Genomic DNA, 26,791 nt, shown 5'->3' on the forward strand with positions numbered 1-26,791 from the left:
CGCCGGTGCGCTTACGGTGACGCGATGGTGCAGGTGCGAGAGATGGACGCGGCCGACATCGAGGCCGTCTCGACGATCCGAGTCAGAGGATGGCGGGCGGCGTACGCCGGCATCGTTCCCCAGACGTACTTGGACGCCATGTCGGTGGAGGGAGACGCCGGACAACGTCGTCAGTGGCTATCCCACCCCGACCGCACGTCACGAGATCTCGTGGCACTCCATGACCACGTCCCGGTGGGATGGATCTGCTTCGGGCCGTGCCGGAGCGAGACAACCGGCCCGGGAAAGGCGAATCCGGGAAACGCGAATCCGGTGGATTGGAAAGGGATGGATCCGGAAGGGATGGATCCGGAAGGGGTGAACCCGGGGCAGGCGAAGGCGGGAGAAATCTACGCTCTGTACATCTCGCCGGGACTGACGGGCCAGGGCATCGGCCGGACCCTCCTGGACGAGGCGCACGCTCAGCTGAAGGGCCAGGGCTTCGCGGTATCAGCCCTCTGGGTCCTACGCGACAACCACCGAGCCCGACGCTTCTACGAACGGGTCGGCTACCAGGCCGATGGCGTGACCCAGGACGACGTCTACGACGGGACCACGCTCACGGAGCTCCGCTACCAGCGCCCGCTCTGAGCCGAGCGCCACCGATGCCTCCCAGGCAGTCCGCGGACCATCACCTCCCGCTCCCGCCTGCCCGCTTTCCCCGTGCCGTCTGCCTGCTGACCAGAGCAAAAGGCAACCTGAAACCGGTACCCGCTGTGTGGCCTGGCGAGAAGCTCACTGCGACGCGGTGCGGAGTGGCCCGGGACGGTGCGGCGCGGTCCGGGAGGCGCGGTGCGGTGCGGCGCGGCGCGGGACAATGCGGCACGGCACGCTACGAGTAACGCAGTGGGCGGCGGTGGTGGCGGTCAGGCTCGACCGGTCGAGGCCAATTCGGCGTCTAGCGCCCGCAGTCGGGACAGGACCGACGGCGTCGGCCGCAGCGCCGCCAGGGCCCTCCACACGCCCAGATCGTCCTCGCCCCACGGCGTACGTACCCAGTCCGCCAGCAGATCAGGATCATCGCGGGCGACGAGCGCGGCCCGGAGCTGCTCGGCGAGCCTGCGCCGCAGCCTGACCAGCGCCGGCGCCTGGGACTGCGGCAGCAAGGGCCCGGCATACGCGGCTACCGCAGCCGTCACCGCCCCTGCCCCCAGACGACGCTCGACCGTGTCGGCATCACACTCGACCGGCACCGCCAACCGATACGGACGTGACCGCAGCAGATCCGCCCCGAGCACCCGCCGCAACCGTGCCATCTCCGCCCGCAGCGTCACCTGAGGCACCGACTCGTCCTCGTACAGCGCGAACAGCAGTTCGTCCGCACTCAGCCCCTCCGGGTGACGGGCCAGCAATACGACGATCTCGCTGTGCCTACGGCTGAGGCGCACTTTGCGCCCTCCCGCCAGCAACAGTGCCTCATCCCGCCCCAGCACCGTCAGCTCCAGCGCGGCCCCGCTGCTCACCGGCGGTGACAGCAGCGCGAGTTGCGACTCCGCCGCCCTGGCGACCGCCTGCACGAAGGCGAGACTGTGCGGGTGCGCCAGGCCGTCACCCCCGGTGATGTCGACCGCCCCGATCAGCCGCCCGGTTCGCGGATCGTGCACCGGAGCCGCTGCGCACGTCCACGGCTGCACCGTCCGCATGAAGTGCTCCGCGGCGAACACCTGCACCGGCCGCCCCACGGCCACCGCCGTGCCTGGGGCGTTGGTCCCCACGTCCGCCTCCGCCCACCGGGCACCCGGTACGAAGTTCATCCGCCCCGCCCGCCGCCGCGTCACCGAGTGCCCCTCGACCCACAACAGCCTGCCCTGGGCATCGCAGACGGCCAGCAGGTGCTCCCCGTCCGCGGCGAAGGTCCCCATCAACTCGCGGAACAGCGGCATCACCCTCGCCAACGGATGCTCGGCCCGGTACGCGCCGAGGTCCCCGTCCGTGAGCTCCACCGCGGCCCCTGCTCCCTCCGGACTGACCCGGGCCCTCGCCGACCTGCGCCAGGAGTCCGCGACGACTGAACGCACCGGCCTGACGACCGTCCCGCCCGCGGTGAACCTCTCGTGCGCCTGGCGCAGCACCCGCACCCGCTCGGCGGGATCGGCACCCGGAGCCAAGGCCACCCATGGATCGGTCAAGTCGGCCTCCCGGGAACGGCGATGCGGTGCTGCCATCGTCGCCCCGGGAACGAGAGCCGACAAGCGTGCCGCAGGGAACAGATCCCTCGGCCTCCCGGCCACTGGTACGCCGGACCGGCCGCCTCAGACCGCCTCAGACCGCCTCAGACGGAGTTGACGAGGCGGATGTACCTCGACCAGTCCCAGTACGGACCGGGGTCCGTATGGTCCGACCCGGGCACCTGATGGTGCCCGATGATGTGCTCGCGGTCCCTCGGGATGCCGTACTTGGTGCAGATGGCGGCGGTCAGAGCAGCTGACTGCTCGTACATGGCGTGCGTGAAGTACTCCGGTTTGTCGACCCATCCTTCATGCTCGATTCCGATGCTGCGTGTGTTGTAGGACCAGTTGCCCGCATGCCAGCCGACATTGCGGTTGCGGACGCACTGGGCGATGTGACCGTCCCTGGAGCGCACCACGTAGTGAGCCGAGACCTGCTTCGCCGGGTTCTGGAAGATGGCCAGTGTGTCCGCATACGTCTCCTGGGTGACGTGGATGATCACGTAGCCGATGGCGTAGGTGCTGGGACGGTTGGCGGCGGTGTAGTTGGAGGTGCTGGCCGGCACCCATTCGGCGCCCGGATAGTCGACCGCCTGGGAGCCGTCGGCCGTCCGGGAGCCGGCGAGCGCGGACGAGGGGGACAGGAACGCTGCCGGCACGGCGGCCGCGACCGCGCCCTGCAACAGCCGGCGCCTGTTCGGGAACTGTCTTTCTCGATCCATGACGGAACTGCCTCTCGGTGGGGGAACGGCTCGACTGCGCTGATCGTGAGAGGCCGTGCGGGCTGTCAGCCCGGATAGGCCACGGCCACCGGCTGGTGCGGCTGGTGCGGCTGGTGTTGTCCGGAGGCACCTCCGATCTCGGCGTTGACAAGGACGGTGTCCGCTTGGTGGGACGTGGGGCGGCGGGCCGTATCCCTTGCGGACGCGAGGCTACTGAGGCTCATGCTTTCCGGGTGTCGCCTCACTTCCCGCGGGGGAGCGAGGCGGCCACCTCGCGCAGATGAGCATGCAGACCGCGGTGTGTCTCACGCTCGGGCAGCCACTCCTTGCGGATCTTCGCCACGCATGTGTAGTTGGTGTCGCAGACGTTGGCGAGCGGCGACTCCACCGTCTGCGTCGCGAACTGGTAGGCGTCCAGCTCGCTGAAGCCGTAGTCACGGACGAGCCACTGCACCAGGTCGAGCTGCGATATGCGGAACGCGTCCTCCAGCGGACGCGCCGAACCGGTGGAGATGATGTGCGTGTCGGACTCCAGGCGCGGCCAGGGAGTGGCCACCCCCTTCAGGAGCTCGACGATCACCATCGTGTTCATGGCGCACTCGACGGCGACCCCACACGTCTCCCCCTCCCCCTGTCGCGCGTGGCCGTCGCCCAGGCTCAGCAGGGCTCCCTCGACGTTCACCCCGAGGTAACAGGTGACGCCGGCTCGCATCTCGGGCGTATCCATGTTCCCGCCGTGGGCATCCGGCACCAGAGCGGAGCGCACCTCCAGGTTGGCCGGGGCGACACCGACCGTGCCGTGCATGGGGTCCATCGGCAGCTCCTTCTCGAAATCACCGTCGCGCGCGGTGAACCGAGCGGTGCGTCTGGCCCGGTCGAGCTGCCATATCCATACGGCTTCGGGCAGTGGCGGCTGGAGCGAGGCGGTGGAGTGCGTGGACGTCAGGGCGCCGAACAGCGGAACCGTCGTGGAGGCCGCCCAGTCGCGTGCGGGCTCGATGGACACGAAGTGCACGGCGACGGTGTCACCCGGCTCCGCACCCTCCACATAGAAGGGGCCGGTCTGCGGATTGAGGAACGGAAACTCGCAGACCTCGGAGACCAGGTCCTTCTCCGAGCGCACCTTCCCGGCGAAGCAGTCCTCTGTGAAGAGGTCGAGGACCGTGCCCGGCGAGACGCGCGCCATGGGCGGTGCGCCGCCGAACGTCCAGGCGTACTCGCCCGGATCGGGCCGCACGGTCAGAATCCTGGGGTCGCTCATCGCTGTACTGCTCCACTCTGGCCGGACGGGCCGTCGAACGGTCGGGGACCGGTACGGGAACGCCAGTTGCGGAACGCTGCGGTGTGGCTATGTGACAGAGCCTCACACAACCCGCCGACGCCACGGCATGGCGCCGGGTTGCTCTCTCGCGACATGCGGGAATCCCCCGGTCCGCGAGGCGCCCGTACTGCCAGTGCGGTGGCGCCTCACGTGAATTACGTTAAAGCGCCCGCTGGTTGGGGCGGAAGAGCGAAACCCACATCTGTGGGCGGTCGCGTGATTGTGGATATCCCGGTCACTCCTACGGGGGTATGGGGCGGTTGATGTGCCGTTTCCGTGTCGCCGGATCACACCCGAGTGATCAACCGCCTCCCGCGCCCGCTCCCACCGGGTCGTCCAGCACGGCTCGCGCCACCGAGTGGGCCGCGCCCAGCAGCGGCCCGTCCGACCCCAGAGTGGACGCCGTCACCCGGCAGGCCCGTCCCGCGGTGCGTTCGGCGAGCTCCCGCCCCAGCGCGGGCAGCAGCCAGGGCGCGAGGCGTGACAGGGCTCCGCCGAGCACCACGGCTCTCGGGTCCAGAAGATTGACGGCGCCGGTGAGCGCGATACCCATCGCGGTGCCCGCGTCGCTCAGCGCCCGGCGTACCGTTTCGTCCCCCGCGTCGGCGCGTTCCGCGAGCAGCTCCACCCGGTCCTCCCGCTCATCGAGGCCCACCGCCCGCAGCACTGCTTCCTGACCGGCGTACTGCTCAAGACAGCCTCGGCCGCCGCAGGGGCAGGCGGGTCCTTCCGGCCATATCGGCACGTGGCCCAGCTCGCCCGCGAAGCCATGTGTCCCGCGCAGCAGCCGGCCGTCGACCACCAGCGCGGCGCCCACGCCGATCTCCGCGGAGACGTGCAGGAAGTCCTCCGGGGTCTCCTCGCCGAGCCACAGCTCCGCGAGAGCCCCGAAGTTCGCCTCGTTGTCGACCGTCAGCGGTAGCTCGGCGGGGAGGAGCGGGGCGAGGTCGATGTCGTGCCAGCCGAGGTTGGGCGCACGTACGACCGTTCGTGAGTCGCGGGCCACGAGGCCGGGCACGGCTACCGCGAGGCCCGCGGGGGACATGCCCGCCTCAAGCGCTTCCACGCTCACTCTTCGCACCAGGGCGGCAAGCTCCTGGAGTACGGGACCGGGGGAGCGGTCGCGGTTGCCGGCTCGCCGCACGGCACGCACGCGTACCTCTCCGCGCAGGTCGACCGCGCACGCCGCGAGATGGTCGACGCCCACCTCGGCGCCGATGCCGACGGGTCCGCGTGCGCTGATCGCGAGGGCGGACCCTGGCCGGCCCACCCGCCCGGGACGCTCGGGGCCCAGCTCGTCCAAGTGGCCCGACCGGATCAGTTCGTCCACCAGCGTGGAGACGGCTGCCCGCGTCAGGCCGATCCTGGAGGCCACGGCGGCGCGGGACAGAGGGCCGTGTGCGGCGACGGCGTACATCACCCGGGAGAGGTTGCGGCGGCGCATTCCCTGCTGGGTGTCGAGCAGTGGCGTGCCGGGCCTCCCTCGCAGCGGCGGTCCGGAAGCCCCCTGGCGTTGCTCGCCAGGCGGCGTACCGGCCCCGCCCCGGCGATCCTCGTGCAGCGGTGCGGTCATGCTCAGGTCGGCCCTCACTCCCCGTTGGGCGCCCTGTCCAGGAGCGCCGCCGCGTCGGAGAGTACCCCGGAGATCCGGGACAGCGTCTCTTCGTCCCGCTCCACCGGGTCGAGCACGGGCCCCTCGGCGGTGCCCCACCGCCGGGCGATGGCCGCCGGGTCCTCGCCGGTCAGTACGCCCGCAGCCTGCGCCGCGGCACCGATCGCGACGAGTTCCTGGGCCAGAGGAACCTGCACGGGGCGCCCGGAGAGACGTCGCACGGTGTGCTGCCAGGCCGCCCCTCGCGCGCCGCCGCCGATCAGCATCAGCGGGGTCGACCTGTCGGCGTCCGCGTCGAGGACCAGGTCGAGCGCTCCGAGCAGCGAGTGCACGGCCCCGTCGTACGCGGCCTGCAGCAACTGCTCCGGCGTCGTGTCGTGCCGCAGCCCGTGCAGCAGGCCGGAGGCGTGGGGCAGGTCAGGGGTCCGCTCTCCGTCCAGGTAGGGCAGGAGCGTGGCGGTGCCGCCGGGTGCGACCGCCTCGCGGTCGAGGCTCAGGAGGGCGGCCACCCGGTCGACGGCCAGCGTGCAGTTGAGCGTGCAGGCCAGCGGCAGCCAGTCGCCACGCGCGTCGGCGAAGCCCGCGACGGTGCCGGTCGAATCCGCGGAGCGGCGCTCGGAGACCGCGTACACGGTGCCGGACGTGCCGAGGCTCAGCACCGGAGTGCCGGGTCGCAGCCCGAGCCCCAGGGCGGCCGCGGCGTTGTCGCCGGTTCCGGGTGCGACCAGGGTGCCCTTGGAGAAGGGCAGTTCGCCGCCGCGCACGGTTCCGGCCACCTCGCCGGGGCGGGCCACGCGCGGGAGCAACGCTGGATCGAGGCCCACCATGCCGAGGATTTCCTCGTCGTACGCCTCCGGGCCCGACGCCCACCAGCCCGTGCCGGAGGCGTCGCCACGGTCGGTCGTACCGAGTCCCGTGAGGCGTTCCGTGAGGTAGTCGTGGGGGAGGCGTACGGCGGTCGTGACGCGGACGGCCGAGGGTTCGTGCTCGGCGAGCCAGGCCCACTTCGTCACGGTGAAGGAGGGGCCCGGCACGCTTCCGACGCGGTCCGCCCACACCTTGGGCCCGCCGAGTCGTTCGGTGAGGGACCTGGCCTGCGGGGCGGAGCGCACATCGTTCCACAGCAGGGCAGGCCGGACCGGGTTGCCGTCACGGCCGAGCGTCACGAGACCGTGCTGTTGGCCGCCGACCGACACGGCGGCGGCCTCCCGCGCGGCGGGACCGCACTGCTCCAGGGCCGCACACAGCGCGTCCCACCACTCCTGCGGGTCGCTCTCGCGGCCCTCGCCCGTGCTGACCCGGTGCGGGGCCTGGCCTCTCGCCACGACGTGGCCGGAGGCCACATCGATGACCAGGGCCTTGGTGGACTGCGTGGATGTGTCCACGCCGACGACAAGAGGCCCTTGGGCCGATGGAGCTGATGACATTCCGGTCTCCGTTCCTGCGGCTCTTCCCCGGTGCTGCCCCGTAGTTTCCTCCACGACCTTCCCAGCGGGGCTCTCGGATACTAATTTGTAAAGGGCCATGACGAAATAGTCGAGGGAGCCGTACATGAACTACCAGCCCACTCCGGACGACAAGTTCAGCTTCGGTCTGTGGACCGTCGGCTGGCAGGGGCGTGACCCGTTCGGCGACGCCACGCGGGGCGCGATCGACCCGGCGGACTCCGTGCGTCACCTCGCCGAACTGGGTGCCTACGGAGTGACGTTCCACGACGACGACCTGATCCCCTTCGGGGCGTCCGACACGGAGCGCGAGGGGCACATCAAGCGCTTCCGGCAGGCCCTGGACGCGACGGGCCTCGTCGTGCCGATGGCCACCACGAACCTCTTCACGCACCCCGTCTTCAAGGACGGCGCGTTCACCGCGAACGACCGTGACGTACGCCGCTACGCGCTGCGCAAGACCATCCGCAACATCGACCTCGCGGTGGAGCTGGGCGCGCGTACGTACGTGGCGTGGGGCGGCAGGGAGGGAGCGGAATCCGGCGCCGCCAAGGACGTGCGCGACGCGCTCGACCGCATGAAGGAGGCCTTCGACCTGCTGTCCGAGTACGTGACGTCCCAGGGTTACGACCTGCGCTTCGCGATCGAGCCGAAGCCGAACGAGCCGCGCGGTGACATCCTCCTGCCCACCGTCGGGCACGCCTTGGCCTTCATCGAGCGCCTGGAGCGCCCCGAACTGTTCGGCGTCAACCCTGAAGTGGGCCACGAACAGATGGCCGGCCTCAACTTCCCGCACTCCATCGCCCAGGCGCTCTGGGCGGCCAAGCTCTTCCACATCGACCTGAACGGCCAGACAGGCATCAAGTACGACCAGGACCTGCGCTTCGGCGCGGGGGACCTGCGCAGCGCGTTCTGGCTGGTGGACCTCCTGGAGAGGGGCGGTTACGACGGTCCGCGCCACTTCGACTTCAAGCCGCCGCGCACGGAGGACCACGAAGGAGTCTGGGCATCGGCCGCCGGCTGCATGCGCAACTACCTGATCCTGCGGGAGCGGTCGGCCGCCTTCCGGGCCGACCCCGAGGTGCGGGAGGCGCTGCGTGCCTCACGCCTCGACGAGCTGGCGGTTCCCACGGCCGAGGACGGTCTCTCCGGACTGCTCTCCGACCAGGGCGCCTTCGAGGCGTTCGACGTGGAGGCGGCTGCCGAGCGCGGGATGGCGTTCGAGCACCTCGACCAGCTGGCGATGGATCACCTCTTGGGAGTACGCGGCTAGGGTTCGCCGCCGAGCCCGCGGCAACTTCCGTGTAGGGGTCGCCTCCTGACTGGTTCGAGGCGACTCTGGACGGTATGGCCATGCCGCCCGTACCGCCTCAGCCACCTCCTCCTCCCGTCGGCCCGCCTCCCGCGGGCGGCGGGGGGTTCGGCCCGCCGCCTGGAGGGCCTCCAGGGCGGCACAAGGGGCTCCTCGTGCTGCTGGCGGTCGTCGTGGCCGTGGGGGCCGTCGCCGCGCTCGTCCTCGTGGCCATGGACGGCGGCGACGGCAAGGAGAAGAAGAGGCCGATCGAGAGCAGCAGCAGGGAGTCCGAGCCGACGCCTTCCCTGAGCATCCCCTCGGAGCTGCCGAGCGAGGTGCCCACCGACCTCCCGACTGAGGTCCCCTCGCTGCCGACGGACTTCCCGAGCGACATCGATTCGCTCATCCCCACACCGGCGGCCGGTGAAGTCCCGTACTACCGGTTGAAGACAGGCGACTGCTTCGACGTCGACGCCGGCAAGCCTGGTCGCGCCGCGAAGAAGCCATGTGGCACCCCACACGATGCCGAAGTGGTGGCCTTCGCGACCCTCAAGGGCTCCTACACGACGAATGCGCAGCTGAAGAAGGCGGCGTCCGACTATGCCGCAAGCCGCTCGAACGCAAGGCGCGCAGCCAGCCGTCCGGCACCGTACGAGGCACTCTGGTGCAGTACCCGGATGTCTCCGGCTACAGGATCGGCATCGATGACGTCGCGTGCAGCTTGGCGGGAGACGCCGGCGCGGGCGAGCACAAGCTCACCAAGCCGCTGTCCTGATCTTCACACCGCTGAGGCGGCGGCTCCTCGCGAGGCGGCCGCCGCGCCGTCCGAAAAATCGGGTCACCGTTCCCGGAGACCACCGTGTCCACGTCCAGTGCGGCCTTTTGCCCTGGCTCGGACGCGCCGACGCCGCCTCCCGCGAGGGGCGGGAGGCGGCGTCGGCACGCACCGGTCCGATCAGTGCGTGTGCGGCAGAGTGTCCCTGATTCTCCCCCTTCAGCCGGGCCTCGTCCGGCAGAGCCGATGAATTCGCCATCCCCATGGTGAGCCCGAATAGCTCGTGTGGTCAGACCTCCCTGATCCGACGTGTTTCTACGGTCGACGATGACGTGGCCGCGCTCAATCGCTGGTCAGGGGGAGCGCGCGTGCCGGTGTTCCCGGCGCGCGGTCGGACGGTCGTCACGCGCCGGTAGGCGCTCCTGGGGCGGCGCCCGGCTCAACTCGCCGGAAGCGCCTCACTCACTGCCGCTCGCCACGGCCAGCACAGTGGCGGGATCGTGCGCGGCCGGCCCTGCCGGGGTCCATTGGCCGCGTTCCTTTCGGTAGGGCCACCAGCGGCCGTCACGCCCAAGCCGCAACTGCACGTTCGAGCCGACCACGGTCCAGTGGTTGTGCGAGGCCCGCAGCGGCGGCCGTTCGCCCTCGTCCCAGGCCGCGTCCAGTGCGGTACGCGCGCGTGCCAGCGCCTCAGCCTCCGGTGACCACTCCTCTTCCAGTATGTGCAGGCCCGCCCGGCCGCCGAACCGCCAGGCCCGCACCGCAAGCGCGAGACCCTCGCGTCCGCGCCCGGACACCGCCGCGAGCCGGTTCTTCACTTCGGTCTCCGGTTCCGCGGCGGCCAGTCGCACGGCGTCCTCGTCCGCGGGCAACTCTGCTTGCACGGCGTGCTCTTCATGGCCCGGAGCCAGCGCCTCGGCCAGCAGACGGTACGCCTCCGCTGCGGCCCGCGTCGCCAGGAACTCGACCGCCGCCACGTCGAGGCCCGCACCCGGCTCCGCCTCCGTGTCGAGCGTCGGCGGCAGGCCGGGCCCTGAGGGCAGCTCGGGCGGAGCGGGCAGCGGAGGCAGGATGTCGCCCTCCGCGTACGCCTGCGTGGCGCTGACGCCCTCCAGGACGGCACCCTGGGGCGCCTCACTGCGCTGCGGCGCGTCGCTCCGCGCGACGCTGCGTACCTGGAGCTCATCGAGGAGCTCGCGTTCCCCGCGTCCCCGCATCAGCAAGAGGACGAACGGGTCCTGATCGAGCAAGCGTGCCACCTGGTAGCAGAGCGCCGATGTGTGCCCGCAGTGGTCCCACGCCTCGCAGTCACACTCGGGCTCCAGGTCACCGATGCCGGGCAGCAGGTCGATGCCGGCGGCCGACGAGTCCTCCACCAGGTGGGGCGGCATGTCGCGGTCCAGGAGCGCCGCGATGTGCCCGGCCCGCTCGATGGCCATCTCCGCGAAGCGGTCCCACTCCTCCGGGCTCAGCTCCTGGAGCAGCACGTCGGACCGGTGCGGTGTGCCGTCGGAGTCCTTGACGACCGCGGTGATACGGCCGGGCCGCACCGAGACGGCGCCCACGGCGCCCGCGCGCGCCAGCTTGCGCCCCGCTTTCAGCTGGGCGTTGTCCAGCGCGGTCTCTTCGAGCGCCTTCAGCCAGGCCTGACCCCACCAGCTCTGCGCGAAGGCACGACCGTGCGCGGGCGGCATGGCTGCGAACGTGCGCTCAGGGGCGGGCGCGTCCACGCGCGTGTCGTCGTTTTCGGTTCCGTACGTGTCGTCATGGATGTCACTCATCGCGTGCCCCCTCGAAGCTCCACCAGATCCGACAGTTCGGCGTCGGTCAGCTCGGTGAGGGCGGCCTCGCCCGCACCGAGGACGGCGTCCGCCAACTCACGCTTGCGCAGCAGCATCTCGGCGATGCGATCCTCGATCGTGCCCTCCGCGATCAGCCGGTGGACCTGCACCGGTTGTGTCTGCCCGATGCGGTACGCGCGGTCGGTGGCCTGCGCCTCGACGGCGGGGTTCCACCAGCGGTCGTAATGCACGACGTGCTCGGCACGTGTCAGGTTCAACCCGGTACCCGCCGCCTTCAGGGACAGCAGGAAGACGGGCACCTCGCCGTTCTGGAAACGCTGGACCATTGCCTCACGCCGGGCGACCGGGGTCCCGCCGTGCAGGAACTGCGACGGGACCCCGCGGTCCGCGAGGTGGCGCTCGATGAGTCGCGCCATCTGGACGTACTGCGTGAAGACGAGCACGCCGGCTTCCTCGGCGAGGATCGTGTCGAGCAGTTCGTCGAGCAGCTCCAGCTTGCCGGAGCGGCCCGCGATGCGCGGTTCCTCCTCCTTGAGGTACTGCGCGGGGTGATTGCAGATCTGCTTGAGCGCGGTGAGCAGCTTGACGATCAGCCCGCGCCGCGTGAAACCGTCGGCTTCCGCGATCTCCGCCAGGGTCTCGCGAACCACCGCTTCGTAGAGACCTGTCTGTTCCTGGCTCAGGGCCACTGCCCGGTCCGTCTCTGTCTTCGGTGGCAGTTCCGGCGCGATCCCCGGGTCCGACTTGCGTCGACGCAACAGGAACGGGCGTACGAGCTGACCCAGCCGTTCGGCGGCGCCCGGGTCCGAGCCGCCTTCCACGGCCTGGGCGTAGCGCGTCCTGAAGGTACCGAGCCTGCCGAGCAGTCCAGGCGTGGTCCAGTCCAGGATGGCCCACAGTTCGGAGAGGTTGTTCTCCACCGGAGTTCCGGTGAGCGCCACACGCGCGCGTGCCTCGATGGTCCGCAACTGCTTGGCCGTCGCCGAGTACGGGTTCTTCACGTGCTGGGCCTCGTCGGCGACCACCATGCCCCAGGAAGTCCGCCCCAGCTTCTCCGCGTCGAGCCGCATCGTGCCGTAGGTAGTCAGCACGAACTCACCGTCGGCCAGGTCCTCCAGGCCGCGCTGGGCGCCGTGGAACCGTCGTACGCGTGTGCCGGGCGCGAACTTCTCGATTTCACGCTGCCAGTTGCCCATCAACGACGTCGGGCAGACCACCAGCGTCGGGCCGGCGGAGTCCTGCTGTGTCTGACGGTGCAGGTGCAGCGAGATCAGCGTGATGGTCTTGCCGAGCCCCATGTCGTCGGCCAGGCAACCGCCGAGGCCCAGCGAGGTCATGCGGGCGAGCCAGTTCAGCCCTCGCAGCTGGTAGTCGCGAAGCTCCGCGGCGAGCGCTTCGGGCTGGCCGACGGGCTGCATGCCCTCCGGGTCCGCGAGGCGCTCGCGCAGGGTGGCGAGCCATCCCGTCGGCTCCACCTCCACGTGCTGCCCCTCGACCTCGGCCGTACCCGTGAGGGCGGCGCTGAGGGCGTCGATCGGGGTGACTTTGCGGTCCTGCTGGTTGCGTACGCGGCGCAGTTCTTCGGGGTCGATGAGTACCCACTGGTCACGCAGGCGCACCACAGGACGGTTCGCCTCGGCGAGCCGTTCGAGTTCCTCGCGGGTCAGTTCCTGGTCGCCCAGCGCGAAGCGCCAGTTGAAGGCGAGCAGCGCGTCGGCGGAGAGGAACGAGGGCGTGCCCGATGCCAGTCTGTCCAGGCTCTTCCCGGTGCCGTCCCGCCCGTCGTCCGGCGGGCCGATGACGGCTCGCGCGGTCAGGCTGCGGGCCAGTTCCCTCGGCCAGTGCACGTCGACACCCGCCGCGGCGAGCATGCGCGCCCCTTCGCCCAGCAGTTCGGTGACCTCATCGTCGGCGAGTTCGATCGCGTCGGGCACGGTGGCCGAGAGCAGTGGAGCGAGAGGTGGCCACGCACGCGTGGCACGGCGCAGTGCGAGGAGCGCGTCCATCTTCGCACGTGGCCCGAAGGAGCGTTCCGAGGCTGCGCTGCCACTCCACACCTCCGTGGCGTCCGCGACGAGCGTGGGGTCACTGACGCTGTGCAGTTGCAGCACGGCGCGGAAGGGCAGGCGGGTGCCTTCCTCGGCTACCGAGGACAGGCCCGGGATCTCCACCCGCAGCGAGATCCGCACTCCCGCGTCGTGCCCGGCCGCGACGTCTGCCGCCCAGGCCCGCTGCTCCGGAGCCCGTTGCGGCTCCCGTGCCGCGAAGAGAGGCCCGCCAGCAGCCACGACCGCGGCGGGGGAGCGCGGCAGCGTGTCGGCCACGGCGTCGAGGAACTGCCGCAGCAGACGCTCCGGCTCGGGCAGCCGCAGTGGCGCGTCGTCGCTCAATGGCAGCGCGTGCGCGGCCGGGGGCATCGCCGCGGCCAGCTCGCGCAGTCGTCGCACGTCCTCGGCTCCCAGGGGGCCGGCACGCCAGGCGTCGTGGTCACTGGCGGTGAGCCCCGGGAGGAGGAGTCCACGGGCGGCCAGTTGCAGGGCGAACACTCCGGCCGTACCCCAGAAGAGGGCCGTCGGGTGTGCCTCGGACGAGGCACGCGCGCGTGTGAGGACCGGCAGCGCGTCGCGGACCGGGAGGAGCAGCACAGGCACAGCGATGAGTTCGGCGCCGTCGTCGCCAGGGACGGCGATGTCCAGTTCCTCGGTGGTGCCCACGGAAGAGGCAGGCGGCTCGGTGCCGTCCGGGCGCCAGAAGGCGACCCTGCCGCCGCGAGCGGGGTCGGCGGGTGCGAAGAGGACGGAACAGCGTGACAGTTCGGAGATCTCGGAAGGGGAGACGACAGGGAGCCTCTGCACAGCGATAGCGCATTCCTCAAATTTGACTACTGAACCGGAGCCGCCGAGAGTACCTGACGGGTGAGGCGATAGGGAAGCAGCTCCCGGGTGATCCACGTCACTGCGGCAGGGGTGGTGGGGGCAACCCCCCGGTGCGGTGGGGCTGACCCCCGCCCTGACTCGGGTGGTGCCGCCATGGTCGCCCCGAGGTGTCGATCCGTACGTTTCAACGGGTCAGACCGCCATTACGGAGACCGGAGACCCATTCATGCCCCAGGCCGCAGCAGTAGCGGAACGCTCCCCATCATCCACTGGCAGGCAGCCCGCCGGAAGCGACTTCGCGCCCCTCCTGCGTACCGTCAAGGGCCAGGGTCTTTTGGATCGCCGCATCGGCTGGTACACGCGCACCATCGCGGTCAACGCCATCGCCCTCACGGCGGTGGGCATCGCGATGTACCTCGTGGGCGGCTCCTGGTGGGTGCTTCTCCTCGCCCCCGTGCTGTCCGTCCTGTGTGCCCGCACGGCGTTCATCGGGCACGACGCCGGGCACTCCCAGATCACCGGCAAGCGTTCCGTCGGCCGTGCCATCGGCCTCATACACGGCAACCTCCTGCTCGGGATGAGTTCAGCCTGGTGGAACGACAAGCACAACAGGCACCACGCCAACCCCAACCACATCGAGAAGGACCCCGATGTGGCCGCCAACGTCCTCGTGTGGACGAGCAAGCAGGCCAGGGTCCGCATGGGTTTTCGTCGTTGGCTCACCCGGAACCAGGCATGGCTCTTCTTCCCGCTGACGCTCCTCCAGGGCATCGCCATGAAGATCTATGGTTTCCAGGATCTGCGCCGCCAGCCTCCGCGTGAGCGCCTGATGGAAGGCTTCCTCCTCGTCGCTCACCTGGTGGGCTATGTGACGCTGCTGTTCACCGCCATGCCGGTCGGCCACGCGCTCGCGTTCGCCGCTGTGCACCAGGCGCTGTTCGGTCTGCACCTCGGTCTCGCCTTCGCCCCGAACCACAAGGGCATGGAAATGCCGGACCCCGACGGCGAGCGCTGGGGGCACCTGCACCGCCAGGTGCTGACGTCGCGCAACATCCGCGGCAACCCGGTCATCGACTGGTTCCTCGGCGGCCTCAACCACCAGATCGAGCACCACCTGTTCCCGAGCATGCCCCGGCCCCACCTGCGGCTCGCGAAGCCGGCCGTGCGCGCCCACTGCGCCGCCGTGGGCATCCCCTACACGGAAGCCGGCTTCGTCGACTCCTACCGGCAGGTGCTGCGCCACATGTACGAGGTCGGTGAGCCCCTGCGGGTCGAGTAGGCCGAGCAGGCCGAGTAGAGGGAAGGCGGCTGCAGGTGGTCGAACGGACTGGGGCGGCACTCGCACTGTCGTGGGGAGCTGCCCTGCCCCGGAACCAGTAGGGGTCGGGACTCAGGGACCTCTCAGGGTCGATGCCCGGAACTGAGTCAGCGCCACGGCCGTTTTTCCGGACAGAGAGCGGCAGCAGCCGCGAAGGAGGCGACGCACATGTCGAAGAACGCGAAGATCGCCGCAGGGGGCGTGGCAGCCGGGCTCATCCTGCTGATCTGGTTGCCGTGGTGGGCCGCATTTCTGATCGTGCTCGGGGTCCCCGCCGCGGCCTATCTTGCGCTCGATCCCGGGCAGCGGCGCAGGCTGCGTCGCGTCACACGCAAGGAGGTAGGCCACTGAGGGCCCTGGAGCGGTGAGGCGGGGAATGCTTCTTCCGGGGGGCCGACTGGTTCCGATGTGACGAGGGAGCGGCGGACCGGCTTACGAAGGGCGGACCGCCATCTTGTCGAGGGCTTCGAGCAGAGCGGGGAGTCTCGGGCCGCGGCCGACCGGCAGCACTTCACCGGGCTCCTCGTCCAACAGGACGAACGCGATGTCGTCGGTCCTCGCGACCAGCGACCAGCCGGGCCCGTCGGCACGCAGGATGCGTGTTTCCCCGGAGGCGAAGGACGACCGGACTCGTCCCAGAGGCGGCGGGGAGTCCAGGTACGAGTGGGCTTCGGCCATCACGCGTCGCACACCGGTCAGCGGAGCCCCGTCCGGGCTGCTCGAAGGGTCCGGTGAGCCGTCCGTGGCGAAGTCGGCCTCGTCGAGCTGTTCCCGCCAGGTCGCCCACTGCAGTGCTATCTCGTCGGCCCCCAGCCGCCGCTGGGCCGGCCCCCAGGTGTCGGAGGGCGGTGGCGCGAGCGGCTGTCCTTCGCCGGCTCCCGGTTCCGGGTCGTGCGGCGCCGGGACGCCAGGAGCCGCGACGGCGACCGCGAGAGGCCAGCCGGGCAGCGCGGTGACCACGGTGCGTTCGTCGGGTGACAGGTCGTACTCCATGCCGCAGTCCCAGGAAGCGATCGCCACGGCCACCAGGGAGACGTCGTCGACGACGACCGTCCAGCGCGCCCCCTCGCCGTCCTGGCCCAGGACCAGGCCGTAGCCCGCGGCGAGGGGTGCGAGGCCGAGCGCCGCACACGCCTCCGGATAGTCGTCGCCCAGCACGCTGGGAAACTTCGCGGGTGTCAGCAGCACCGCGGTCAGCACGTACAGCGCGTCGTCCCCGGCGCCGACGGCGTCATCTGTCCCGGCCATGGCTGCCTCCGCATCGCTTCATCCGTCGGCGCACCCTAACCAGTCGCCCCAGAGATCGTCGAGAGGCGGATGACCAGGAAAATCACCGAGGAGCAGCCTTGTTCGACGACTTTCGAGCGCGCAGGGGCCGCGGTGAGGGTTCAGGCGGCAGGCAGTCCCATGAGCGAGCGGGCCACCTCCTGGGGTGACTCGTCGCGTTCCCGGGCAAGGGCGATGACCGCTCGGCAGGCGAGCTCGCTGAGGCCGAACGACAAGGCCTCAGGAGAGACCCACTGCCTGGCTCGGTCCATCTCGTCCTGATCGTCCTCGGCGCAGGCCGCGGCGTAGACGGCGGCCGCCTCGAAGAGATTGTGTGTGCGCTTCTGCCCTCCGGCGGTTGGTGCGCCCCGCTCATCAGCAGGTTTGTCGGCACGCCAGAACTTACGGAGCTTGTCGATCACTTTGGACTACCTTCTCCCGGGCACAGCTTCCCGCCGCTGGAGGCCTGCATGGCCATACTCCAACGTAGAGTGAGTGCTCCGGTGACAGAAGGGGGCTTCGCGGTGAAGCGTTTCCAGCGGCTGGAGCAGATCAGGCGCCTCGATCCGGAGAAGGACTTCCTCGAGATCTACCGGCTCACCGCCACGCTCGAATTCCCGTGGGACTACACCCGCGCCCTCGAACTGGCCCTCTACCGCACCTACGCCGTCCCCAGCATCGGCCGCCTGCTTGCCAGGACAGCCGAACTCACGGCCCGCACGCAGAAGAGGTACGACGATACGGCTCTGCTGCTCGACGCCGTCGTGGAGCACGGTTTCACCGGCGACGAAGGCAGGGCCGCGATCCGTCGCATCAACCAGATGCACCGCAGCTATGACATCAGCAATGACGACATGCGCTACGTCCTGTGCACGTTCGTCGTGGTGCCCAAGCGATGGATCGACACCTACGGCTGGCGCAGGCTCTCGCATCACGAGGTGACCGCCTCAGCCGTCTATTACCGCACGCTCGGGCAGCACATGGGTATCAAGGGCATCCCGGCCTCCTACGCCGCATTCGAGAAATGCCTCGATGACTACGAAGCGGCTCACTTCGGCTGGGACCAGGGAGCGCGCGAGGTGTCCGACGCGACCCTCGATCTGATGGCGTCGTGGTACCCGCGCCCGATGGCACCCATGCTGCGTACCGCCACTCTCGCGCTTCTCGACGAGCCCTTGCTGCGGGCCTTCCGCTATGAGCGGCCGGGCGTCATCTCTCGTTCGCTGGTCAGGGGCGCGGTGCGGCTCAGGGGGCGCGCGGTGCGTCTGATGCCTCCGCGCAGGGCTCCGCACTACGCGCGGCAGAACCGGGAGATCAAGGGGTACCCGAACGGCTACCAGGTCTCCGCGCTCGGAACGTTCCCGGTCCCCGGTGTCCGAGGGTGCCCGGTGCCGCACGGGGACAGCTCAGCGAGCGGCCGCGCCGCCGAGTGACGCCAGCGTCGATTGCAGCCATGCCAGTTCGGCTCGGCTGGTGGCGCGCGCGATCGTGAGGATGCCTCGCCTGAAGGGGTCGTCGAGCTCCTCCGCACGCAGCGGCCGCTCCCCGTCGTAGAAGAAGCTGGCGGGCTCTTCCAGGAAGGCCAGCCGTCTGCGCAGTACCGCGGCCTGGGCCGCCGCGTCGTCCAAGTGGCGGAGGAAGGCGAGGAGCGTGAACCATCGGTTCTCGTCGGTGATGTCCCCTGTCGCGGGTTCCGCGAGGCGCTTGCGCAGTTCCCGCCTGCCGTCCTCCGTGAGATTCAGGACGTGACGCGGCGCGGCCACCGCCCCCGGCTGCGTCTCCCTGGCCAATAGCCCTGCCTTCTCCAGGCGCTTGATGGCGGGATACAGAGTGCTCTCCGCGACGGGTCGTACGTGGCCGGTGAGCGCGGTGATGCGCTTGCGCAGCTCGTAGCCGTGCAGGGGGGCGTCGTAGAGGAATCCGAGGATGGCCAGTTCGAGCATGGCTCGCATTCTGCCGCACCTCACCCCACTGAGCGGTGTACATCATGGCCGCAATACATCGATACCGATGTATTGTCGGGTGGTGAACCCGTCCGCGTGGGCGGTGGACATGACGGCTCGGCATGAGAGGGACCCGACGATGCGTGAGGCACGGTTCGACGCTGGGGGCAGCTGCGTGCGATGGACGGAGGTCGACGGCGTCGACGCCGCTCGCGTGTACGTGCACGGTCTCGGCGCGGCGTCGACGATCTACCACGCGCATATCGCCGCCAGGCCCGAACTGGCGGGGCGTCGCTCGCTCTTCGTCGACCTTCCCGGCCACGGCATCAGTGACCGCCCCGCGGGCTTCGGCTACACGCTCGAGGACCACGCGGACGCACTGGCCGCGGTTCTCGACGAGGCCGGTGTGACCGGAGCGGAGATCATCGCGCACAGCATGGGCGGTTCCGTCGCCATCGTCCTGGCGCACCGGCGCCCCGAACTGGTCTCACGCCTTGTGCTCACGGAGGCCAACCTGGATCCGCATCCGCCGGCGACAGCGGGCAGCAGCGGCATCGCCGCTTTCGAGGAACACGACTTCGTCGAAAACGGCGGCTACGCGCGCGTGCTGGAAGAAGTCGGTCCCACCTGGGCGGCCACCATGCGCCTGGCCGACCCGCGTGCCCTGCATCGGAGTGCCGTCGGCCTCATCAGAGGCACGCGGCCCACGATGCGCCGGATGCTCGAAGGACTGACCATTGAGCGCGTCTACTTGCAGGGGGCGTCCAGCGGTGACCTCGTGGGGCGCGCCGTCCTGGAGGCGACCGGAGTCCAGGTCATGACCGTTCCGGACGCGGGCCACAACGTCATGTTCGACAACGCCGACGCGTTCGCCACCGCGGTCGCGGGGCGCCCCTGACCCGCTGCACAAGAACCACACAGTGGCCCCTCAGGCGCCTTGCTCAATCCGCGCGTACGGCGAGCGCGAGGAACCGCGCGTCCTCGTCGACGTACGACGTCATGCGCCAGCCTGAGCGTGCGAGCAGCGGGCCGAGGTTGGTCTCTGCCCGCAGATCATCCGGTGTGATCTGCCGCCCCTGCCGGGCCGCGAGCGCCGCACGGCCGATGGGGTGAAAGAGGGCGAGCAGCCCTCCGGGGCGCACCACACGCCGCAACTCCGCCAGGTTCTCCGTCGGCTGGGGGAGATGTGAGATCAGTCCGGCACCGAAGACGGCGTCGAGCGATTCGGCGGCCAGCGGCAGGCGTGCCACATCGGCGAGGAGGAGCCGCCCCTCGCGGTCCCTCCCCGCCCGCCGGGCTGCTTCCAGCATGGCGAGAGTCAGGTCGGCGCCCAGCACCGCCCCCGAAGACCCCACGGCTTCCCTGAGTGCCGGCAGGGCACGCCCTGTGCCACAGCCCGCATCGAGCACCCTCGCTCCCTCGCGGAGGCCGAGTTCGGCGACCGCGGCTCGATAGGCGGGGCCGTCATCGGGGAAACGGGCGTCCCAATCGGCGGCTCGGGCCGTGAAGAACTCCTGGACCTTTGCGTGGTCGTCACTCATGCGACCCATGATTGCGCAGTGCACCGCACGTGCGAGCGGTGCACTCGTTCGAGCGTGGCGTGGTCCTTCAAAGCCTGCTCTTCGAAGGAGGTGCTGACCGTCAGTCCGGTTGGTGATCCGCACCCACGGGCCGCGGTCGGTGAGCCCTCAGGACGGATGCCGACGCGAGCCGACGACCGGTGCCGGCACAAGCCCTCACTCGGAGACTCCAGTATGGGCGAGCACCTTGTCGATGCTCATGCGCACCAGCAGTTCACCGGGCACGCCATTGCGTTCGCCGAACTCCTCGGCCCGGTCCTCGCCCATGTAACGTGCGCCGATCCTGGCCGCCCAGTGCCGGACCTGGTCGATCTCTTCGATCAGCTCGGCGCGGCCCTGCAGCACGACGAAGGCGAACGGTGGCTCGTCGTCGTCCACGCACAGGGCCGCGCGGCCGTCGCGGGCGAGGTTGCGGCCTTTGACAGTGTCCTTGCCGGTGTTGAACACCAGGTCGTCACCGTCGAGAAGGAACCAGATCGGTGCGATGTGCGGGCTGCCGTCGGCCCTGACGGTCGACAGCTTGCCGGTTCGCGTGCCTTGCGAGACGAATGCCCGCCATTGGTCATCGGTCATCTTTTGTGCCATGTTCCCATCATGCTTGCCGGGGCGCCGGTCGTGGGGAAGGCTGGCGGGTCAGATCCTCCAGCCAGGAGGACCGACTCGGGGAGACAGGAACGATGGTGCAGAGCACGGGGCTGGGCTGGCTGCTGGACGACCTGACGCAGCGGATGGAGCACGTTCGCCATGCGCTGGTGCTGTCCAACGACGGGCTGGTCACCGGGGCCAGTTCGGACCTGAGGCGGGAGGACGCGGAGCACCTGGCCGCGGTCTCGTCGGGGTTGCACAGCCTCGCCAAGGGCTCAGGGCGCCACTTCCACGCGGGCAACGTCCGTCAGACGATGATCGAGTTCGATGACGCGGTTCTCTTCGTCACGGCGGCGGGCGACGGCAGCTGTCTGTGCGTCCTGAGCGCCGCGGAGGCTGACATCGGCCAGGTCGCCTATGAGATGACGTTGCTCGTCAATCGCGTCGGAGAGCATCTGGCCGTGGAGGCACGGCAGCCTGAGCGCGCACCCGTCGTGGACCTCTGACCAGCCCTGACGCTGTCCTGTCAGGAGTTATCCACAGGCCCAGCGGAGGTCGTCGTGACCGGGCTACGGTCTTTCCCGAGAGCAAGAACGTCTCGCGGGGGAGAACGAACATGACGGACGTCATGACCACACAGCCGCCCACCACGACAGCGGCACCGCCCTCCGTCGCACTGAGCGGTGCGGCGAAAGAACTGGGCTTGAAACGCGGCGAGTTCGATCTCGCCGTACTGCTCGGGCGTATCCGCGTCGTCGCCGACTCGCCCGGAGCACAGCGTCGAGTCACCCGCGCGGAGATCGAGCGTGTCCGCGGCAGCGAAAGTTATCCCGGCGCGTTGCGGGAGAGCGTCAGAGTCATGGGCACCACAGAAGCCGCGGAGCTCATGGACATCACTACGGCCCGATTCACCCGGCTCGCCCGCGCCGGCTTCCTGACGCCGGTGAAGTTCTACCTGAACAGGTATCGAGCAGTCGTCTGGCTGTATCTCGCCGAAGAATTGCGGAACTTCACGGAGAGCCAGATGCATGACGGCCTTCTCACCGGCCGCCTGCCCGAATCGGTCCGTACGCGTCTGGACGACGGGCAGGATCTTCGGGCACGCAACTGGCGGAGCCGAAACGCGGGATTCTTGCTCCGGCAGACCAAGGATTCCTGGCGGCGCGTGGCAGTCATGGCCTCGCTCCTCGACCAGGTGCAACTGACGGACATCGTCAAGGACCCCTACGAACGGGCATACCTCAGTCGGCTCATGCCCGCGCCACGCACGCAAGCGGCACCCGATTCGCCCGCGGCGCAGATCGTCGAACGGATCATGATTGCGGACGATCCCGAAGAGGTGCGCTGGCTGCACGCCAGCCTCCTGCTCGGCTTGGCCCAGGCGCGCCTCGAATACGCGGCACCCCGGCCCTCACGCACACCAGCCGTTTCAGCTGAGGCAGCCGGATCGGTCTCGGCTCGCGTGAGGCCCGAGCGACGAACGAGCGACACCATCGACCTTCCGGAGCACGAGTCACGCGGCCTGAGGAAGTGGTTGCGCCGTAGGCAGGTGCAGGACGAGTGATGCGTACGACGACATACAGCGCCATGGACACACAGCACAGCCGATGATGTCGGTCTGGTGATGTCCGATGACACCGGTCCACTGAGTGACGTCACGCGTGGGGGCGGAACAAGCCTTCCTGCACCACCGATACGAGGAGCCGGCCCTCGGTGTCATAGATACGGCCGCGGGCAAGGCCGCGACCCCCCGTCGCGATGGGGGACTCCTGGTCGTACAAGAACCACTCATCGGCGCGGAACGAGTGGTGGAACCACATGGCATGGTCGAGCGACGCCATGTCGAAACCACGAGGTCCCCAGAGCGGTTCGACCGGGATGCGCACGGCGTCGAGCAGTGTCATGTCGCTCGCGTACGTGAGCGCGCAGGTGTGCACGAGCGGGTCGTCACCCAGCGGGCCGACGGCGCGCATCCACACGGCGCTGCGCGGTTCGGCGTCCTTGATCTCCGCGGAGGACCAGCGCAGCCGGTCCACGTAACGGATGTCGAAGGGCTGGCGCCGGGCCATGCGCTCCAGCTGCTCGGGAAGGGCGCCCAGGTGCTCCTTGATCTCCTCGGCGACGGTCGGCAGCGACTCCGGGTCGGGAGCGGAGATGCGCGGCGGCAGCTGATGTTCGAAAGCGCCCTGTTCGGGCTTGTGGAAGGAGGCGGTGAGGTTGAAGATCGTGCGGCCCTGCTGGACGGCGGTGACGCGACGCGTGGTGAAGGAACGACCGTCCCTGACCCGCTCGACCTGGTACACGATCGGTACGCCCGGCCTGCCGGGGCGCAGGAAGTACGCGTGCAGTGAGTGCACAGGGCGGTCGCCCTCCGTGGTGCGGCCGGCCGCCACCAGGGCCTGCCCGGCGACCTGCCCGCCGAACACACGCTGCAAAGACTCCTGGGGGCTGCGGCCCCGGAAGATGTTGACCTCGATCTGCTCCAGGTCCAGCAGATCGACCAGCCGTTCGGCAGGGTTGCTCATGGCGCTTCTTCGACTCCTGTCGGGGACACGCGATTCCTGGCGGACTTCAGAGCTGGCCGACGTCCGTGACCCGCACGACCGCGCGGCCCTCCTCGTCGGATGCCGCGAGATCGACCTCCGCGCTGATGCCCCAGTCATGGTCGCCGTTCGGGTCGGCGAGCGTCTGGCGGACGCGCCACAGACCGTGCTCAGGATCCTGTTCGATGGAGAGAAGCTTGGGGCCGCGCGCGTCGGGGCCGGTCCCGAGATCTTCGTACTCGTCCCAGTACTTGTCCATGGCCTCACCCCAGGCGTCCGCGTCCCAACCGGACTCGGCGTCCAGCTCACCCAGCTCCTCGACGTGGTCGAGAGCGGCCAGCTCGACCCTGCGGAACAGCGCGTTGCGCACCAGGACACGGAAGGCGCGGGCATTGGCCGTGACCGGCTTGACCTGGTCGGCCCGCTCTTGGGCCTCCTCGGCCGTCATGACCTCGGGGTTGGCCAACTGCTCCCACTCGTCGAGGAGGCTGGAGTCGACCTGTCGGACCATCTCGCCGAGCCAGGCGATCAGGTCCTCCAAATCCTCGGACTTCAGGTCGTCAGGGATGGTGTGCTCAAGGGCCTTGTACGCACTGGCGAGGTAGCGCAGCACGATGCCTTCGGTACGAGCGAGCTCGTAGAAGGAAGTGAACTCGGTGAAGGACAGCGCCCGCTCGTACATGTCGCGGATGACGGACTTCGGGGACAGCGGGTGGTCACCGACCCACGGGTGGCTCGTCCGGTAGGTGTTGTAGGCGTGGTAGAGCAGCTCCTCCAGCGGCTTGGGGTAGGTGACGTCCTGGAGCCGCTCCATCCGGTCCTCGTACTCGACGCCGTCCGCCTTCATCAGCGCCACCGCTTCGCCGCGCGCCTTGTTCTGCTGGGCCGCCAGGATCTGGCGCGGATCGTCGAGGGTGGATTCGACCACGGAGACCATGTCGAGGGCGTAGGAGGGGGAATCCGGGTCGAGCACCTCGAACGCCGCGAGGGCGAAGGTCGACAGGGGCTGGTTGAGCGCGAAGTCCTGCTGCAGGTCGACGGTCAGGCGCACGATGCGGCCCGTGGCATCCGGCTCGTCCAGCTTCTCCACGACGCCACCGGCCAGGAGCGAGCGGTAGATGGCGATGGCGCGGCGGATGTGCCGCAGCTGTGCCTTGCGCGGCTCGTGATTGTCTTCCAGGAGGTGGCGCATCGCCTGGAAGGCGTTGCCGGGGCGGGCGATCACGGACAGCAGCATGGTGTGCGTGACGCGGAATCGGGAGGTCAGCGGCTCCGGCTCGGAGGCGATGAGCTTCTCGAAGGTGTTCTCCGTCCAGCCGACGAAGCCCTCCGGTGCCTTCTTGCGGACCACCTTGCGGCGCTTCTTCGCGTCGTCACCCGCCTTCGCGAGTGCCTTCTCGTTCTCGATGACGTGCTCGGGTGCCTGCGCGACCACGAAGCCCGCGGTGTCGAAGCCCGCGCGTCCGGCCCGGCCGGCGATCTGATGGAACTCCCGCGCGCGCAGAGTGCGGACCCGGTTGCCGTCGTACTTGGTGAGCGCGGTGAAGAGGACGGTGCGGATCGGAACGTTGACGCCGACGCCGAGGGTGTCCGTACCGCAGATGACCTTCAGAAGACCGGCCTGGGCGAGCTTCTCCACCAGGCGGCGGTACTTCGGCAGCATGCCGGCGTGGTGCACGCCGATGCCGTGGCGCACATAGCGCGACAGGTTGCGGCCGAACTTGGTGGTGAAGCGGAAGTTGCCGATCAAGTCGGCGATCTTGTCCTTCTCCTCGCGCGTGCACATGTTGATGCTCATCAGCGACTGGGCTCGCTCGACGGCCTGTGCCTGGGTGAAGTGCACGATGTAGACCGGAGCCTGCTTGGTCTCCAGGAGCTCGGTGAGCGTCTCGGTGATCGGCGTCAGCCGGTACTCGTACGACAGCGGCACGGGGCGCGTCGCGGAGCGGACGACCGAGGTGGGGCGGCCGGTGCGGCGCGTGAGGTCCTTCTCGAACATGCTGACGTCGCCGAGCGTCGCCGACATGAGGATGAACTGCGCCTGCGGCAGTTCGAGCAGCGGGATCTGCCAGGCCCAGCCGCGGTCCGGCTCGGCGTAGAAGTGGAACTCGTCCATCACGACCTGGCCGATGTCGGCGTCCTTGCCGTCACGCAGGGCGATCGAGGCGAGGACCTCCGCCGTGCAGCAGATGACGGGGGCGTCGGCGTTGACGGACGCGTCGCCCGTGAGCATGCCGACGTTCTCGGTGCCGAAGAGCTTGCACAGGTCGAAGAACTTCTCCGACACCAGTGCCTTGATGGGGGCCGTGTAGAAGGTGACCTTGTCCTGGGCGAGGGCGGTGAAGTGGGCGCCGGCGGCCACCAGGCTCTTTCCGGAGCCCGTGGGCGTAGACAAGATCACGTTCGCCCCGGAGACCACCTCGATCAGTGCCTCCTCCTGGGCCGGGTAGAGAGTGATCCCCTGGTTCTCGGCCCACGTGGAGAAGGCTTCGAAGAGGGCATCGGGGTCGGCATCCGGCGGCAGCTGATCGATAAGGGTCACCCCCCCATCTTGCCTTCCTTCCGACCGGATCAGGGAACCGGCGGTACCCCGAAAGATCACGAACGCTACGCTGTGTCGCCAACGGGGCATCAGAACATGGGAAATGGGGCGGGCTGCAGCAATGATGGGACCGGCACACTCACTGTCGGGAGCGGCGGCCTGGCTCGGGGTCGGCGCGGCCGCGGCGGCCGCGGGCCACACGATGCCCTGGCCGGTCCTTCTCGTGGGGGCGCTCATCTGTGCCGGGGCGGCCCTCGCGCCCGATCTCGATCACAAGTCCGCGACCATTTCAAGGGCCTTTGGTCCCGTTTCGCGGGGTCTGTGCGAAATTGTCGACAAACTCTCGTACGCCGTCTACAAGGCGACACGCAAGGCGGGCGACCCGCGTCGCTCGGGTGGCCACCGCACGCTCACCCACACCTGGCTGTGGGCGGTGCTGATAGGCGCGGGCGCCTCGGCCCTGGCGATCTTCGGCGGGCGGTGGGCCGTGCTCGCGATCCTCTTCGTCCACATGGTGCTCGCCATCGAGGGCCTGCTGTGGCGGGCGGCGCGTGGGTCGAGCAGCGATGTACTGGTGTGGCTGCTCGCCGCCACGAGCGCGTGGATCCTCGCCGGCGTCCTCGACAAACCGGGCAATGGCTCGGACTGGTTCTTCACCGCGCCCGGCCAGGAGTACCTCTGGCTCGGGCTGCCCATCGTGCTCGGTGCGCTGGTGCACGACATCGGGGACGCGCTGACGGTCTCCGGGTGCCCGATTCTGTGGCCCATCCCCATAGGGCGAAAGCGCTGGTACCCGATCGGGCCGCCGAAAGCACTGCGCTTCCGGGCCGGCAGCTGGATCGAGCTGAAGGTGCTGATGCCGGTGTTCATGCTGCTCGGCGGGGTGGGTGGCGCAGCCGCGCTCAACTTCATCTGAGGCCGGGCGGTTCCCGTCCACACGGCGGCCACTCGAACCGAGGA

At 69.6% G+C, this 26,791-nt stretch carries 24 protein-coding genes; 10 read left to right on the top strand and 14 right to left on the bottom strand.

Annotated features, from left to right (window positions below; genetic code table 11):
- The first annotated feature begins 24 nt into the window (after positions 1–24).
- Positions 25–630, top strand: coding sequence for a GNAT family N-acetyltransferase (locus tag AB0I16_RS12265; RefSeq protein ID WP_363249255.1), 606 nt, complete (start codon positions 25–27; stop codon positions 628–630).
- 275 nt (positions 631–905) lie between these two features.
- Here AB0I16_RS12265 and AB0I16_RS12270 read toward each other — a convergent pair whose 3' ends face one another.
- The 5 genes from AB0I16_RS12270 to xylB all read right to left on the bottom strand — a co-directional run bounded on the left by AB0I16_RS12270 (position 906) and on the right by xylB (position 7,289).
- Complete coding sequence (locus AB0I16_RS12270) at positions 906–2,168, bottom strand: GAF domain-containing protein (RefSeq protein WP_363249256.1); 1,263 nt, start codon at positions 2,166–2,168, stop codon at positions 906–908.
- 143 nt (positions 2,169–2,311) lie between these two features.
- Positions 2,312–2,929: a peptidoglycan recognition family protein gene (locus tag AB0I16_RS12275; protein WP_363249257.1), complete on the bottom strand. Its 618-nt coding sequence runs from the start codon at positions 2,927–2,929 to the stop codon at positions 2,312–2,314.
- A 241-nt stretch (positions 2,930–3,170) separates the two neighbouring features.
- Positions 3,171–4,190 carry an acetamidase/formamidase family protein gene (locus tag AB0I16_RS12280; protein WP_363249258.1) on the bottom strand — a complete coding sequence of 340 codons (1,020 nt, stop codon included), beginning with the start codon at positions 4,188–4,190 and terminating at the stop codon, positions 3,171–3,173.
- Positions 4,191–4,551: 361 nt separating this feature from the next.
- Positions 4,552–5,823, bottom strand: a complete 1,272-nt coding sequence (locus AB0I16_RS12285) for an ROK family protein (protein WP_363249259.1) — start codon at positions 5,821–5,823, stop codon at positions 4,552–4,554.
- Positions 5,824–5,837: 14 nt separating this feature from the next.
- Positions 5,838–7,289: a xylulokinase gene (xylB, locus tag AB0I16_RS12290; protein WP_363249260.1), complete on the bottom strand. Its 1,452-nt coding sequence runs from the start codon at positions 7,287–7,289 to the stop codon at positions 5,838–5,840.
- A gap of 124 nt (positions 7,290–7,413) precedes the next feature.
- Between xylB and xylA the strand changes: the two genes are divergently transcribed.
- Positions 7,414–8,580 carry a xylose isomerase gene (gene xylA / locus AB0I16_RS12295; protein WP_363249261.1) on the top strand — a complete coding sequence of 389 codons (1,167 nt, stop codon included), beginning with the start codon at positions 7,414–7,416 and terminating at the stop codon, positions 8,578–8,580.
- 194 nt (positions 8,581–8,774) lie between these two features.
- Positions 8,775–9,626, top strand: coding sequence for a hypothetical protein (locus tag AB0I16_RS12300; protein WP_363249262.1), 852 nt, complete (start codon positions 8,775–8,777; stop codon positions 9,624–9,626).
- A 208-nt stretch (positions 9,627–9,834) separates the two neighbouring features.
- Here the strand turns inward: AB0I16_RS12300 and AB0I16_RS12305 are convergent, their stop codons facing one another.
- Positions 9,835–11,157, bottom strand: coding sequence for an SWF or SNF family helicase (locus AB0I16_RS12305; protein WP_363249263.1), 1,323 nt, complete (start codon positions 11,155–11,157; stop codon positions 9,835–9,837).
- Positions 11,154–14,033 carry a DEAD/DEAH box helicase gene (locus tag AB0I16_RS12310; RefSeq protein ID WP_363249264.1) on the bottom strand — a complete coding sequence of 960 codons (2,880 nt, stop codon included), beginning with the start codon at positions 14,031–14,033 and terminating at the stop codon, positions 11,154–11,156. Before AB0I16_RS12310 ends, AB0I16_RS12305 begins: the two co-directional genes overlap by 4 nt.
- 247 nt (positions 14,034–14,280) lie before the next feature.
- Between AB0I16_RS12310 and AB0I16_RS12315 the strand changes: the two genes are divergently transcribed.
- The gene (locus AB0I16_RS12315; protein WP_363249265.1) at positions 14,281–15,333 is read left to right on the top strand and encodes an acyl-CoA desaturase; all 1,053 of its coding nucleotides are present in this window, start codon (positions 14,281–14,283) and stop codon (positions 15,331–15,333) included.
- Between the two features lie 207 nt (positions 15,334–15,540).
- The gene (locus tag AB0I16_RS12320) at positions 15,541–15,723 is read left to right on the top strand and encodes a hypothetical protein (protein ID WP_363249266.1); all 183 of its coding nucleotides are present in this window, start codon (positions 15,541–15,543) and stop codon (positions 15,721–15,723) included.
- An 81-nt stretch (positions 15,724–15,804) separates the two neighbouring features.
- Here the strand turns inward: AB0I16_RS12320 and AB0I16_RS12325 are convergent, their stop codons facing one another.
- Entirely contained in the window at positions 15,805–16,620 is an 816-nt protein-coding gene (locus AB0I16_RS12325; protein ID WP_363249267.1) for a hypothetical protein, read from the bottom strand.
- Between the two features lie 140 nt (positions 16,621–16,760).
- Positions 16,761–17,057 carry a hypothetical protein gene (locus AB0I16_RS12330; RefSeq protein WP_363249404.1) on the bottom strand — a complete coding sequence of 99 codons (297 nt, stop codon included), beginning with the start codon at positions 17,055–17,057 and terminating at the stop codon, positions 16,761–16,763.
- A gap of 105 nt (positions 17,058–17,162) precedes the next feature.
- Here AB0I16_RS12330 and AB0I16_RS12335 point away from each other — a divergent pair, with 105 nt between their 5' ends.
- On the top strand, positions 17,163–18,071 hold the full coding sequence (locus AB0I16_RS12335) for an oxygenase MpaB family protein (RefSeq protein ID WP_363249268.1): 909 nt from the start codon (positions 17,163–17,165) through the stop codon (positions 18,069–18,071).
- On the opposite strand, the gene AB0I16_RS12340 is transcribed toward AB0I16_RS12335, so the two are convergent.
- Complete coding sequence (locus AB0I16_RS12340; RefSeq protein WP_363249405.1) at positions 18,045–18,581, bottom strand: PadR family transcriptional regulator; 537 nt, start codon at positions 18,579–18,581, stop codon at positions 18,045–18,047. The genes AB0I16_RS12335 and AB0I16_RS12340 overlap by 27 nt on opposite strands.
- A 139-nt stretch (positions 18,582–18,720) precedes the next feature.
- Here AB0I16_RS12340 and AB0I16_RS12345 point away from each other — a divergent pair, with 139 nt between their 5' ends.
- Positions 18,721–19,479: an alpha/beta hydrolase gene (locus tag AB0I16_RS12345; RefSeq protein WP_363249269.1), complete on the top strand. Its 759-nt coding sequence runs from the start codon at positions 18,721–18,723 to the stop codon at positions 19,477–19,479.
- 43 nt (positions 19,480–19,522) lie between these two features.
- On the opposite strand, the gene AB0I16_RS12350 is transcribed toward AB0I16_RS12345, so the two are convergent.
- Together AB0I16_RS12350 and AB0I16_RS12355 are read right to left on the bottom strand one after the other, a co-directional pair.
- Positions 19,523–20,122 (bottom strand): class I SAM-dependent methyltransferase, encoded by a 600-nt coding sequence (locus AB0I16_RS12350; protein ID WP_363249270.1) that lies wholly within the window; start codon positions 20,120–20,122, stop codon positions 19,523–19,525.
- 195 nt (positions 20,123–20,317) lie between these two features.
- Positions 20,318–20,746 carry a PPOX class F420-dependent oxidoreductase gene (locus tag AB0I16_RS12355; RefSeq protein WP_363249271.1) on the bottom strand — a complete coding sequence of 143 codons (429 nt, stop codon included), beginning with the start codon at positions 20,744–20,746 and terminating at the stop codon, positions 20,318–20,320.
- A 92-nt stretch (positions 20,747–20,838) separates the two neighbouring features.
- Here AB0I16_RS12355 and AB0I16_RS12360 point away from each other — a divergent pair, with 92 nt between their 5' ends.
- Positions 20,839–21,252: a roadblock/LC7 domain-containing protein gene (locus AB0I16_RS12360; protein WP_363249272.1), complete on the top strand. Its 414-nt coding sequence runs from the start codon at positions 20,839–20,841 to the stop codon at positions 21,250–21,252.
- A gap of 110 nt (positions 21,253–21,362) precedes the next feature.
- Positions 21,363–22,310 carry a DUF6397 family protein gene (locus AB0I16_RS12365; RefSeq protein WP_363249273.1) on the top strand — a complete coding sequence of 316 codons (948 nt, stop codon included), beginning with the start codon at positions 21,363–21,365 and terminating at the stop codon, positions 22,308–22,310.
- 91 nt (positions 22,311–22,401) lie between these two features.
- On the opposite strand, the gene AB0I16_RS12370 is transcribed toward AB0I16_RS12365, so the two are convergent.
- Both AB0I16_RS12370 and AB0I16_RS12375 read right to left on the bottom strand, forming a co-directional pair.
- Positions 22,402–23,271: an acyl-CoA thioesterase II gene (locus AB0I16_RS12370; RefSeq protein ID WP_363249274.1), complete on the bottom strand. Its 870-nt coding sequence runs from the start codon at positions 23,269–23,271 to the stop codon at positions 22,402–22,404.
- A 46-nt stretch (positions 23,272–23,317) separates the two neighbouring features.
- Entirely contained in the window at positions 23,318–25,921 is a 2,604-nt protein-coding gene (locus AB0I16_RS12375; RefSeq protein ID WP_363249276.1) for a DUF3516 domain-containing protein, read from the bottom strand.
- Positions 25,922–25,952: 31 nt separating this feature from the next.
- On the opposite strand from AB0I16_RS12375, the gene AB0I16_RS12380 reads away from it, so the two are divergent.
- Positions 25,953–26,747, top strand: coding sequence for a metal-dependent hydrolase (locus AB0I16_RS12380; protein WP_363249277.1), 795 nt, complete (start codon positions 25,953–25,955; stop codon positions 26,745–26,747).
- Positions 26,748–26,791 lie beyond the last annotated feature (44 nt).

Origin of the sequence: Streptomyces sp. NPDC050703, from assembly GCF_040654435.1 — a bacterium.
Lineage (GTDB): Bacteria > Actinomycetota > Actinomycetes > Streptomycetales > Streptomycetaceae > Streptomyces.